The sequence below is a fragment of the Streptomyces sp. NPDC091281 genome (genome assembly GCF_044757425.1).
Classification (GTDB): Bacteria; Actinomycetota; Actinomycetes; order Streptomycetales; family Streptomycetaceae; genus Streptomyces.
This window is the reverse complement of the sequence record NZ_JBIVUY010000010.1, coordinates 70,288-83,038: the sequence shown is the minus strand read 5'-3', so window position 1 is coordinate 83,038 and position 12,751 is coordinate 70,288. Positions and strand designations below refer to the sequence as shown.

At 73.6% G+C, this 12,751-nt stretch carries 8 protein-coding genes; 1 reads left to right on the top strand and 7 read right to left on the bottom strand.

Annotation, left to right across the window (positions count from 1 at the left end; translation table 11 throughout):
* Positions 1-5: 5 nt before the first annotated feature.
* Both ACIQPQ_RS24875 and ACIQPQ_RS24870 read right to left on the bottom strand, forming a co-directional pair.
* Positions 6-962: a hypothetical protein gene (locus ACIQPQ_RS24875; protein ID WP_401307351.1), complete on the bottom strand. Its 957-nt coding sequence runs from the start codon at positions 960-962 to the stop codon at positions 6-8.
* Positions 959-1,522: a VOC family protein gene (locus tag ACIQPQ_RS24870; RefSeq protein ID WP_401307348.1), complete on the bottom strand. Its 564-nt coding sequence runs from the start codon at positions 1,520-1,522 to the stop codon at positions 959-961. The genes ACIQPQ_RS24875 and ACIQPQ_RS24870 overlap by 4 nt, the downstream gene beginning before the upstream one ends.
* Positions 1,523-1,725: 203 nt before the next feature.
* On the opposite strand from ACIQPQ_RS24870, the gene ACIQPQ_RS24865 reads away from it, so the two are divergent.
* On the top strand, positions 1,726-2,430 hold the full coding sequence (locus ACIQPQ_RS24865) for an O-methyltransferase (protein ID WP_401307345.1): 705 nt from the start codon (positions 1,726-1,728) through the stop codon (positions 2,428-2,430).
* A gap of 86 nt (positions 2,431-2,516) precedes the next feature.
* Here ACIQPQ_RS24865 and ACIQPQ_RS24860 read toward each other — a convergent pair whose 3' ends face one another.
* From ACIQPQ_RS24860 to ACIQPQ_RS24840, 5 genes are all read right to left on the bottom strand, one after another.
* Positions 2,517-4,112, bottom strand: coding sequence for a 4-hydroxyphenylacetate 3-hydroxylase family protein (locus tag ACIQPQ_RS24860; protein ID WP_401307342.1), 1,596 nt, complete (start codon positions 4,110-4,112; stop codon positions 2,517-2,519).
* Positions 4,113-4,117: 5 nt separating this feature from the next.
* Entirely contained in the window at positions 4,118-4,720 is a 603-nt protein-coding gene (locus ACIQPQ_RS24855; RefSeq protein WP_401307339.1) for a flavin reductase family protein, read from the bottom strand.
* Positions 4,713-6,761: a chorismate-binding protein gene (locus ACIQPQ_RS24850; protein WP_401307336.1), complete on the bottom strand. Its 2,049-nt coding sequence runs from the start codon at positions 6,759-6,761 to the stop codon at positions 4,713-4,715. Before ACIQPQ_RS24850 ends, ACIQPQ_RS24855 begins: the two co-directional genes overlap by 8 nt.
* Positions 6,758-7,975 carry a 3-deoxy-7-phosphoheptulonate synthase gene (locus ACIQPQ_RS24845; protein WP_401307334.1) on the bottom strand — a complete coding sequence of 406 codons (1,218 nt, stop codon included), beginning with the start codon at positions 7,973-7,975 and terminating at the stop codon, positions 6,758-6,760. Before ACIQPQ_RS24845 ends, ACIQPQ_RS24850 begins: the two co-directional genes overlap by 4 nt.
* Positions 7,976-8,057: 82 nt before the next feature.
* Entirely contained in the window at positions 8,058-12,692 is a 4,635-nt protein-coding gene (locus ACIQPQ_RS24840) for an amino acid adenylation domain-containing protein (protein WP_401307331.1), read from the bottom strand.
* Between the last annotated feature and the right edge of the window lie 59 nt (positions 12,693-12,751).

Here is a 12,751-nt window from a genome sequence, read left to right as displayed (position 1 = left end):
CCGGGTCAGGGGGTGCTGTGGTGCAGCACCTTCGGCCTGAGCTGCCGGGCGGCCGCGTCGATCCGGCCCAGGACGGTCGCGAAACCCTCCTCGTAGACCTGGCGCACCTCGTCGCCGCGCAGCTCCTCCGGGAACGCCGCGTCCTCCCGCGGACCGAGGCCGGGATAGAGCCCGTTGGTCGCCACGTCCTGGGTGATCGCGCGCAGCCTGCTCCGCAACTGGCCGACCAGCTCGCCCGCGTCGACCGGAGCCCGCAGGGTGAGGAAGTAGTGGTCGTAGATCAGGGCCTGCGTCTCGGGGCGGGTCGGGGTGACCTCGGTGGCCGACTCCTGGAGCAGCGACCGGCCGCCCGGCACCAGCTTGGCCGCCACCCCCGCGTGCACCGTGTGGTACATCCGGACCGCCTTCTTCAGCCGGTCGGCCTCGGGCGTCCCCTCCCACTCGGTCTTCCGGCCCCGCAGCAGCGAGCGCACGGGCACGAAGTCCGGGGCCCAGGTGCCGCTGAAGCTGCGGTGCTGGAGGTACATGCTCGGCCGGATCACCTGGCCGTACACGTCGGCGGGGCAGGAGCTGGTGTAGAGCAGCATCGCGGTGTAGGCGTCGGTGAGGTCCGTCATCGCCCGCAGCGAGGGGGCCGGGTCGGCGCGGACGCGGGCCTGGTGCAGGGCGTGCGCGGTCAGCTGCCAGACGGCGAAGGTGGCCTGGTGGCCGGTGATCCAGCGGAACCAGAACAGCTGGTGGGAGATCTCCTCGGCGGCGAGGGCCGGACCCGTGCGCGGGCACCGGACCCCGCGGTCCACACGGGACTCCTCGGCGGGCAGCACGTCGGGTATGTCGTACCCGGCGTCGGGCGTCGGCGGCTCGGGCAGGGTCAGCGGCTCCAGACCGTAGGGGAAGTCCCCGAAGTCCCAGCCGTCGGGCACCGGCAGTTCGGTCACGGTGCGCGGGACGCGTGTGCTCATCGGTCTCCTCCTGGCGGCACGTAGGTGAACTCGAACTCCAGCCCGTTGACGTCCAGGACGTAGCAGCTCTGGACGCCGTCGTCGTCGATCACGATGTCGGTGGGCTTCTCGTCCCCGGCGAACGTGAAGCGGCCGGACTCGTACAGCCGGAACCAGCGCTCGCGCCAGGCCCGCAGCTCCTCGGGGGAGCCCGTGGCGAGGCAGATGTGCTGGAACTGGCGGGTGTTGGCGCCGGGGACGGCGCCGTCGTGCCCGGTGCGCTCGAAGAGGTGGAAGCGCAGCCCGGCCACCATGACCTCGGTCAGCCGGGTGATGCCCGGCAGCCGGCTCAGGGTCAGGTCGGAGAAGGTGTCCAGCGTCCAGTTGGTCCGGCAGCCGAAGAACTCCTCGTACCAGGCGGCGCAGTTGTCGAGGTCGTCGGTCTGCACCCCCACGTGGTGCAGCACCGGCACGAGATCCGCACCGGGCCCGGTGTCAGGTCCGGGGTCGGGTTCGAGGGCGGGGTCGGAGGCGGGTCCGTCGTGCGGCGGTCGCTCGGTCGTGGTCCCGGTTCGCGGCAAGATACTGCGCTCCTCTCAGGGCGATCAGGTCAGGAGAGATCGAAGGGCGTTCTTTTCTCTTTCAGGCAGGCGATTTCCCGGAAATCCCGTCGACTAACCGACCGGAAAGTGATCGGAATAAGTGGACGACGTGAATCCGCCGATTTTCTGGAATTTCTTCCTTCCGGGTGCCGGATTTCCTCCTCGCGGGGAACACTGGAGTCATGACACAGCATCAGTGGAGCGCGGTGGACGGCTACTTCGACGCGGTTCTCGGTGACGAGGACCCCGCTCTGGCCGCCGCCGCCCAGGCACACATCGGATTCGACCTCCCCGATATCGGGGTCTCCCGCTCCCAGGGGAAGCTGCTGCATCTGCTGGCCCTCGTCCAGCGCGCCGAACGCATTCTGGAGATAGGCACCTTCGGCGGGTACAGCTCGATCTGGCTGGCCCGCGCCCTGCCGCCCGGCGGACGGCTGGTCACCATCGAGTGGGAGCGCTCGTTCGCCGAGACCGCCGCCGGCCACCTGGAGCGGGCCGGGGTCGCCGACCGAGTCGAGCAGCGGGTGGGCCGGGCCCTCGACATCCTGCCCGACCTCGCGAAGACCGCCGAGGAACCCTTCGACCTGGTCTTCATCGACGCCAACAAGCCCGACACCCCCGAGTACTTCGACTGGGCGCTCGAACTGTCCCGGCCCGGCGGCGTCATCGTCGTCGACAACGTGGTGCTCGGCGGCGCCGTCGCCGACGGCGACAACCCCGACGGCGGCGTCCGCGGGATGCGGCGCTTCCACGAGAAGGTCGCCGCCGAGCCCCGGGTGAGCGCCACCACGATCCAGACGGTGGGCGCCAAGGGCTACGACGGCTTCACCCTGGCGGTGGTCCTGCCCGACCCGGACGACCGGACCGCGGCATCCGACCTGCCCTGACATCGCGCGGACGACCGGCCCCGCGGGGGCGGCGGAGGACCGGACACCGGCCGCCCGCCGCCCCCGTCGCCGTGCCGCCCCGCCGCTCATGCCTGGTCGGGCCCGATGAGGTCCGGCGCGGTCCAGCCGTCCAGGTCGTACTCCGCCATGCACTCCTCGGCGAAGCCCCGGTAGCCGTCGACCAGACCGGACGCCGTCTGCGCCATCAGCAGCTCGATCCGCACGTTCTCGTGGTTGCCCGAGTAGTTCCGCTCGTACAGCTCGTGCCGGCCCGCGAACTCCGTGCCCACCGAGTCCCAGATCAGCTTCATCAGCTTGACCCGCTCCACCGCGTCGTATCCGTTCGAGCCCCGCATGTACCGGTCCAGATGCGGACGCAGTTCGGGGTTCTGGAAGTCCTTGGCGTGTGAATTCAAGTAGATGAGACCGCTGCTGAGGTCCTGGAGAATGATCTCGCGGACGCGCGGATAACCGATCGTCATGAACCAGCGGTACGCCATGCCGTAATCCAGGTTCGGCAGCAGTCCGTCGTCGTGCCACTTGTTCGGGTTGTGCGCCATCGCGTCGCTGAGACCCCAGAACATGTTCCGCCAGGCGAGCACCTCGCCCACCCGCGTCTGAATGCCCCGGAAATCCTTCGTCCCGGTCACGTCCAGGCCCTTGAGGAGCAGACCGGCCAGGAAGTCCAGCTTCACCGCGAGCCGGGTCACCCCGTGGAAGGTGAGCCGGTGCGTGAACCCGGAGGTGTTGAGGAACGTCCCCGCCTTCGCGGTGTCGCCGTAGATGAAGACGTTCTCCCAGGGGATCTTCACCTTGTCGAGGATGAAGACGGTGTCGTTCTCGTCGAGGCGGCTCGACAGCGGGTAGTCGAAGGGGCTGCCCATCCGGTTCGCGGCCAGCTCGTAGGACTGGCGGCAGATCAGCTTCACCCCCGGCGCGTCCATCGGCAGCGTCGCGACGAGCGCGAACTCCTTCTTCTTCACGGGCAGTCCGTAGTGCGCGACGAAGTTGAAGTGGGTCAGCGCCGACCCCGTCGCCACCACCTTCGCCCCGCTCACCACCAGACCGTCGTCGCACTCCTTCTCGACGTGCACGAACACGTCGCCGACGTCGTCCGGCGCCCGGTTGCGGTCCACCGGCGGGTTGATCACCGCGTGGTTCCAGAACAGCACCCGCTCCTGCGCCTCCGCGTACCAGCGGCGGGCGTTGTCCGCGAACTCCCCGTAGTAGTCCGGGTCCGCGCCCAGCGTGACGAGGAAGCTCGCCTTGTAGTCGGGGCTGCGGCCCATCCAGCCGTACGTCATCCGCGCCCACCGGGCGATCGCGTCCCGGTCGCCGACCAGGTCCTCCACACTGCGCGGCACCCGGTAGAACTTGTGCGTGTAGCCGTCGCTGCCGGTGTCGGTCGGCGTGGTCAGCGTGTCGTGGTGCTCCGGGTCGTGCAGCGCGTCGTACAGCCGCGCCGTCATCCGCGCCGTGTTGCGGAACGCCGGGTGCTTGGTGACGTCGTCGACCCGCTCCCCGTACGCCCATATCTCCCGGCCGTCGCGGATGCTCTCCAGGTACTCGTCACCGGTCATCGGGCGGGTCGTGCGGCGCGGCCCGGTGTCCCCGGCGCCCGCGGCGGTGCCGGGGGCGCCCGCCGGGCCGGTGCCGTGCGTCGTGTCCGTGGTGTCGGTCATGTGCGTCAGTCCCCTGTCCTGTCCGCCCTGTCGGGCTCGTCGTGTACCGGGAGGTGCGCCACCGGGTCCATGCCGTCCAGGCACAGCGACCAGGCGACGGCCGTGTCGTCCGGCGCCAGCTCCGGGAAGGCGCCGCCGTGGAACAGCAGCGGCCGCCCCGGACGGCTCTCGAACTCCTCGACGCTCCCGATGTGCAGCGTGTGGTCGCCGCCGTCGTGGATCTGCCAGGGCCGGCAGACCAGATGGGCCACCGTCCCCGCCAGCCGCGGATGCGGCCCCTCCTCGTCCACCCACGGCACCGGGTCCGCCATGGGCCGCCCGGCGAAGTGCATCGCCAGGTCGCGCTGGGAGGCGTCGAGGATGTTGACGACGTAGTCGCCGTCCTCCCGCAGCAGCGCGCCCGCCCGGCTGCGCCGGTCCAGCGCCACCAGGGCCAGCGGCGGGTCCAGCGACACCGACGTGAACGCGTTGACCGTCGTGCCGTGCACCAGGTCGCCGCGACGGCAGGTGATCACCGTGACGCCGGTCGCGAACTGCCCCATGCAACTGCGCAGGGCGCGCGGGTCGATCGGACGGGGCGCGGTGTCCACGCCCCCTCGCTCAGGCATGCTCATGGGTCCCCCTGGACTCCCGGAGCCCGGTGCCGTGGACACCGGACCCGCCGTGGTCGTGGACGCCCGGCCGGGGTGCCGCCGGTGCCAGGGCACCGCTCAGCAGGTCGGCCAGGATGCCGGGGCCGTCCTCGGTCAGGAACGACTCCGCGTGGAACTGGATCGTCGACAGGGCCGGGCCGCGCAGCGCGATGACCTCGTCGCCGACCCGCTGCACCTGCACCGGCCCGCCGCCGGACGGCGGCTGGAGCCAGTCGCCGTCGGCCCGCGCGGCGAAGCTGTTGTAGAAACCGGCCCGGCGCGCCCTGCCCCACAGCGGGACCCGCAGCCGCCGGCCCTGCGCCGGGTCGGGCAGCCGCGCCACCCGCAGCCCCAGCAGCGTGCACACCACCTGGTGCCCCAGGCAGACCGCCGCCAACGGCAGCCCGGCCGCGAGGCGTTCGGCGGCCGTGGCCCGCAGCGCCCGCACCCGCGGGTTGGCCACGTCCCGCGGATCGCCCGGCCCCGGACCGAGCAGGACCACGCCCGGCGCCCCCGCGACCCCGGCGGCCGTACCGTCCGCGTCGGCCGCCCGGTGCCACGGCACCAGCCGCACCGCGCAGCCCAGCGACCGCAGCTGGTAGGCGAGCATCGACGTGAACCCGTCCTCGGCGTCGACGATGGTGACCTCGGCGCCCGCCACCGGCCGGGCGGCGGGCGCGTCGGCGGCCCCGCGCAGCCAGAACGCCGCCAGCCCGTCGTTGCGGGCGGCCAGCGCCCCGCGCACCGGAGGGGCCTCGGCCAGCCCGGCGGCGGAGGCGGGGGCGGGCGTCTTCGCCGACCGCCGCCCGGACAGCGCGTCCAGCAGGCCCGACAGCTTCGCGGTGGTCTCCGCCGTCTCGTGCGCGGGCACCGACTCCCGTACGACGGTGGCGCCCGCCGTCAGCCGGACCGAGCCGTCCGCCCCGAGGTCCGCCGTCCGCAGCATCAGCGCCGCGTCCAGCCGCCGCTGCCCGCCGTCGCGGCCCAGCAGGGCGATGACCCCGCTGTAGTAGCCCCGGCCGCGCGGCTCGTACCGCTCGATCACCCGGCAGGCGTTCTCCACCGGGCTGCCCGTCACGGTCGGGGCGGGCATCGTGGTGCGCAGGATCTCGGTGAGGGGGCGCCCGGAGCGGCCGGAGAGGTAGTACTCGGTGTGCGCGAGCCGGGACATCCACTTCAGGGACGGCCCGCTCACCCGCACCTCGTCGCCGCACAGCGCGGCCATCATCTTGAGTTCCTCGTCGACGACCATGTACAGCTCGTCGGTCTCCTTGGGGTCGCGCAGGAAGCGCAGCAGCCCCGGCAGGTCCGCGCCGGTGCGCGGGTAGCGGTAGGTCCCGCTGATCGGGTTCATCTCCACCAGGTCGCCCCGCACCCGCACCTGCTGCTCGGGCGTGGAGCCGATCAGGTACCGGTCGCCGGTGAAGATGAGGAACGTCCAGTAGGCGCCGGTCTCCGCCGTCATCAGCCCGCGCAGCACCGCGAGCGCGGCCGTGCGGTCGAAGGCGGGGATACGGCCGTGCAGACTGCGGGCCAGGACGAAGTTGGAGCCCTCGCCGCGGTGGATCTCGTGGTGGACGATGCCGTCCACGGCCGCCGCGTAGCCGTCGTCGTCGATGTCGAAGCGGGTGTCCTCCACCCGCGGCGCCCGGTCCGGCAGGCAGGCCAGCAGCCGGTCGAGCGGGACCCGCCGGTGCTCGCGCACCTCCATGGCGAGCAGCGGCTCGCCGTCGTCGGGGTGCGCGAAGCCGCGCTCCCGGATCTGCCGGTAGGGGGCGAGGACGAGGGTGTCCGTGGCGTCCGCGCCGCCGCCCGCGGCCCGGTCCGTGCCGCCGGGCCCGTCCAGGCCGAGGGCGTCCAGGTCGTCCGCGCGCCGCACCGGGCCGCTGAGGATCTCCACGGGCGCCGCGCGGTCGGCGCCGGGGCGGTGCAGCACCGCGAAGGGCCGGCCCGGCGGCGGCAGCAGCGCGTCGAGGGCCTCCGCCGGAGCGGTGGCGGTGGTGGGGGGCGCGGTCATGCCGCCGCCCCGACGGGCAGCCGCCAGTGCGCGGCGGCGGCGACGGCCTGGACGAGGCTCAGCCGGGGGTCGCACAGGCTGCGGTAGCCCGGCCCGCGCACCGGGACGCGGCCCGCGCCCTCGCACTCGGAGATGTCGTCGGGGGAGGCCTCCAGGTGGAGTCCCGCGCAGCGCTCCCCGTTCTCCGCCAGCACGTCCACGCACTGCCGGATCTCGGACATGATCGCGTCGAGGCGGCGGGTCTTCAGCCCGTCGGCCGTCTTCACGGTGTTGCCGTGCATCGGGTCGCACATCCACAGCACCGGGTGCCCGGCCTGCCGCACGGCCCGCACCAGCGGGGCCAGCGCGGCGACCCGGTCCGCGCCGAACCGGGCGATCAGGGTGAGCCGGCCCGGCGTGCGGTGCGGGTCGAGCACCGCGCACAGGTCCAGCACCTCGTCGACGGTCGCCTCGGGCCCGATCTTGCAGGCCACCGGGTTGTCCAGCTCGGCCATCAGCCGCACGTGCGCGAAGTCGGCCTGCCGGGTGCGCTCCCCGATCCAGGGCCAGTGCGTGGACGCCAGATAGCTGCCGCCGTCCGCGTGCCGCCGTACCTGGGGGAGTTCGTAGTCGAGCAGGAGCGCCTCGTGGCTGGTCCACACCCGGTCGGCGGGGTCGGCGCCCTCGCCGCGGCCGAGCCGGTCGAGGGCGGTGACGGCGCAGCGCGCGGCCTCCAGCCCGGCGACGACACGGGACGGGTCGGGGGTGCGGGCCTCCTCGCAGGCGTCCGGCGCGTTGACGACCGGGCCGCGGAACACCGGGAGCCGTCCGCCGGGCACCGTCTCCCAGTCGTCGGAGCGGGGCTTGGCGAACTGCCCGGCCATCCGCCCGACGCGCACGACGGGCAGCCCGGAGCCGGTGCGCATGACGTCGCCGAGGACGTCGAGCATCTCCACCTTGCGTTCCACGTCGCAGGGTTCGCACTCGGTGGTCAGCTCCACGCAGTCACCGGCCTGGATGAGGCAGAACTCGCCCTCGGCGGCCCGCGCGAGCAGTTCCCCGAGGTCGCGGACGCTGTCGTACGACACCAGGGGGGACTCCTGGACCAGGCGGTCGTGCACGGGGGACAGGAGGGAGCGGTCGGGCCACCGCGGCTGCTGGCGGGCGGGGAGTCCGGCCACCATCGAGGCGATCAACGGGTCGTGTCCGGCTCCCTGAAAGGGGTATCGAGACATGCTGTCGGCCTTCGTTCGGAGGCGGCGCGTGGGGGCGTTCGCCTGCGGATGTCTGGGTGGGGGAACCGCTGGACGGCGCGGCCTACGCGCGCGCGGGGGGCCGGGCGGTCAGCTCACCGGCCGCCTCGAACCAGCGGATCATGCGGGAGAGGGACCGGCGGTCGATGTCGGGCCAGCGCAGCCCGAGCCGGTCGAGGAGCCGGGTCGTCCTCTCGTTGCCGTAGGTGTTCTCGCCGAGTTCCAGCGCGCCCTCCCGGAACAGCGGCACGGCCGCGGCGAGGGCGTTGCCGCCGGGGCGCCGCGCGGACTCCTCCAGGAGGGTCAGCCACTCGTCGGCGGGGACCGTGTCCAGCGGGTGGCCGCAGGCGCGGACGGCGGCGTGCACGGGGGTGAAGTCGGAGCCGCGCGGGTGGAACAGGTGGTGGGTGGCGCCGTCGGCGGAGGGTTCGCGGGAGAGGGCGACGACGGCCCGGCCGACGAAGTCCACCGGCAGCAGGTCGGTGGTCAGCTCCTCGGCGGGCGGGGCCGAGCCGAGTTCGATGAAGCTCTTGATCTGCCGCCACAGGAAGTCGTCCGCCTGGCAGGCGCCGGTGACGCTGTCGCCGGAGATCCGGCCGATGCGGTAGACCGTGACCGGCATCCCGCGCTCGCGGGCCAGGCGGGCGACGCCCTCGGCGACCCACTTGCTCTGCGTATAGCCGATCCCGAGCCCCTCACACGTGTCGGGCACCGCTTCCTCGGTGATCGGCCCGTCCGTGCGGCCGGGCGCGAACACGGCGACGGTCGACATGTGGTGCACGTGCTTGAGCCGTCCCGTCGCGGCGAACTCCAGGACCGAGCGCAGCCCGTCGACGTTGGCCGGCTTCACCGAGGCGTACGGCAGCACGAAGTTGATGTGCGCCGCCGCGTGGTGGACCGCCTCGACCGAGGCGGCCAGCTCGTCGTGGTCCGCGTCGGACAGCCCCATCCGGGGGCGGGCCAGGTCGCCGGGGACGGCACGGACCCGGTCCCAGGCGATGTCCCCGCCGATGCCGTACCGGTCGGCGGTGGCGTGCAGCCGGGCCAGCGCGGCGTCCGCGTCGTCGGCGCGCACCAGGCAGGTGACGGTGTGTCCGGGGACGGCCGCCAGTTCACGCAGCAGCCAGCCGCCGAGGAAGCCGGTCGCGCCGGTCAGCAGGAACCGGGTCGCCGCGTCCGGCGCGACCGGCGTACGGTCGCCGGGCCGCACGGAGTCCGGCAGGGTCACGTCGGCCCGCAGGTCGGCCGCGGGTTCGGTGAACGCCGTCGTGTCGCCCGCCCGCCGCTCGTCGATGCGGGCGGCCATCCCGGCGACCGTCGGGTTGTCGAACAGGGTCCGCAGCGGGATGTCGACGTCGAACAACGTCCGCAGCCGGTAGACGAGTTCGGTGGCGATGATGCTGTTGCCGCCGAGGGTGAAGAAGTCGCCGTCCCGTCCGGGCGAGCCGCCGCCCAGGACGTCCGCCCAGGCCTCGGCGATCGCCCGCTCGGTCCCGGTGCGGGGCGCCTCGGCCGTCCCGGAGCGCTCGTCGGCGCGCCGGTCGCGGACCTCCCCGGCCAGCCGCCGGGCCAGCCCGGCGCGGTCGATCTTCCCGCTCGGCGTGGTCGGCAGCCGGTCCAGCCGCACCAGGTGCGCGGGCACCAGGTACTCCGGCAGCCGCTCGGCCAGTTCGGCCCGCAGCCGTACGTCCTCGTCGGCGCCGTCCCCGGTGACGGCGGCGACCAGCCGCCGGTCGCCGGGACCGAACTCCACCGCCACCACCGCCGAGTCGCGCACCCCGGCGAGGGCGTCCAGGGCGGCCTCCACCTCACTGGGCTCCACGCGGTAGCCGCGGATCTTGATCTGGTCGTCGGCGCGGCCCAGGTACTCCAGGTCGCCGTCCGGGTTCCAGCGGACGAGGTCGCCGGTGCGGTAGAGCGTCTCGCCGTCGCCGCCGTACGGGTCGGGCAGGAAGCGGCGCGCCGTCTCCTCGGGGCGCCCCCGGTAGCCCGGCGACAGGTGCGGGCCGCCGATGTACAGCTCGCCCGTGACGCCGGGCGGGAGGAGTTCGCGGTCCGGGCCGAGGACGCGCAGCCGCATCCCGTCGACGGCCCGCCCGATCGGCGGGGCCTCGGGCCAGTCGGCGGGGTCGCCGGACAGCTCGTGCCAGGTGGCGAGATGGGTCTCGGACGGGCCGTACATGTTGAGCAGCCGGGCCCGCGGGTGCCGGGCGAAGAACTCCCGGATCTGCGGGGACACCACCAGCGCCTCGCCCACCGAGGTCACCTCGCGCAGCGCGTCGCAGGACAGGTCCTCCGCCACCGCGAGCGCCGCGAACCGCTGGAGCGCGATGTACGGCAGGTACATGCGGGTGACGTCGTGCGCGGCGACGAACGCGGTCAGCCGGTGCAGGTCCTTCTGGAGTTCGTCCGGGATCAGGGCGAGCGTGCCGCCGACGCAGAGCGTCCCCAGGATCTCCATCACGGAGACGTCGAAGGAGAGCGTCATGTACTGGAGGGTGGTGCCCGTCGCCCCGCACGGGGAGACCCGGTGCTGGGCGGCGACCAGGTTGCCGACCGTCCGGTCGAGGATGACGACGCCCTTGGGGGCGCCGGTCGACCCGGAGGTGTGGACGACGTAGATCTCGTCGTCGGGCGTCCTGGTCCGGCCGAGCGGCGCGGGGTCGGCGGCGGCGATCCGGTCCGCGACCCGGTCGATCTCCAGCAGCCGCGCGCCGGACGGGAGTCGGGCGCCGGTGGCGCTGTCGGTGAGGACGAGGTGGACCTCGGCGTCGTCCAGGACGTACGCCACCCGCTCCGGCGGGTGCGACGGGTCCAGCGGCACGTAGGACGCCCCGGACCGTACGACGGCGAGCAGTCCCGCGACCATGTCGGCCGAGCGGGGCAGGGCGATCGCCACCCGGCGGCCCACCGCCGCTCCCTCCTCGCGCAGCACGCGGGCGATCCGGCAGGCCCGCGCGTCGAGTTCCCGGTACGTCCAGGTCCGGTCGCCGTCCGTGACGGCCACGGCGTCCGGGGTGGCCGCCGCCTGCCGTTCGAACAGCTCGGCCACCGGCACCGGGGGAGCCGAGCGGTCCACGCGGTCGTCGTGGGCCAGCAACTCCCGCTCCTCGTCGGCCGCGAGGAGACCGAGCGTGTGCAGCGGGGTGTCCGGCTCCGCCTCGGCGAACCGGGCCAGCAGCCGGCCGAGCCGTTCGCCCATGCTCCGGGCCGTCGCCTCGTCGAAGAGGTGCGCGTCGTACTCCAGGCTGCCGTGCAGCCCGTCCGCCTCCCGCGCGAACACCACCGACAGGTCATACTTCGCGCCGTGCGCCATGTCCCGCCGGATCGTCAACGGATGCCCGTCGTACGTCACTTGCGCGGAACCCGGATCGGTCAGCACCAGCATCGTCTGCACGACCGGCGTGTGGCCGCCGGTGCGGTCGGGCCGCAGCCGTTCGACGACCTTGTCGAAGGGGGCCCACTTCAGGCGCAGCGCGTCGGCCACCTCGTCGCGGGCCCGCCCCAGCGCCTCCCGCACGGTCAGCTCGCCCGTCACGTCCTGGCGCAGCACGACCATGTTGACGAAGTAGCCGACGAGGTCGCGGGTCTGCGGGTCGTCCCGCAGGGAGACGGGCGAGCCGACCAGCACCCGCTCCTGGCGGCTCAGCTTGGCGAGGAACGTGCCGTACACGGCGAGCAGCGCCATGAACAGCGTGACGCCCTCCCGTTCCGCGAGCCGCTCCAGCTGCTCCGTCACCGCGGCCGGGACGTGCAACGGGACGGTGCCGCCCCGGTGTTCCTGTGCGGCGGGCCTGGGGCGGTCCGCGGGCAGGGCCAGCACGGGCAGGTCCCCGGCGAGCCGCTCGGCCCACTCGTCGAGCAGGCGCGTGCTGCGCTCGGGCGAGAGGTGGGAGCGGTGCCAGTGCGCGAAGTCCGCGTAGTGCGGGCGTCCCGGCTCGGCCTCCACCGGCAGGTCCCGCCCGACACGGTCGTAGGCGTCGAGGAGTTCGCGCAGGAAGATCCCGGCCGAGGCGGCGTCGGAGGCGATGTGGTGGATGTTGCAGACGATCGCGCTCTCCTCGCCCGGCCCGAGCGCGCAGGTCACGGAGAGGACCGGCCCGTGGGTCAGGTCGAGGCGGGTGTTGGCCACCCGCTGGGCGAGCGCGTCGAGTTCCTTGTCGTCGCCGTAGTCCTCGACGCCGTAGAGGAACGCGGTGTCGTCGTCGGAGACGACCTGGAGGAGGCGGGCTTCGCGCAACGCGTAGGTGGTGCGCAGCACTTCCTGGCGGCGCAGCACCCCGGCGACGGCCCGGCGCAGCCGTTCCCCGTCGACCCGGAACGGCAGCCGCACCAGGAACGGCCCGTTGTACGCCTGCGGGGTCGGCAGGTACTGGTCGATGAGCCAGATGCCGCTCTGGCCGAACGAGGCCTGCGTGGCGCCGTCTTCGCGCGGCGCGGAACCGGCCGTCAGGTCCTGCCCGGCGGAGCCGGACCGGCCCCGCGTGAGGCGTTCGGCCAGCGACGCCGCGCTCTGGCCGCCCAGCCGCTCCCCGGTCGGCGGGTCGACGGCGAACACGGCCCGCAGCACGGTGCCCAGTTCGTCCAGCAGCGCGGGATCGTCGCAGTGCTCGGCGAACGTCTGGTCCGGTCCGAGGCCGGGCGACCCCAGTGTTCTCCTGGCCAGGTCCAGAACGGCCGATGTCAAAGGGTTGTTCACGGTCCGCCCCCTCCGGAGACGTCGGGCGACCGGCGCGGCGTACGGGCCGGGCGCTGTCG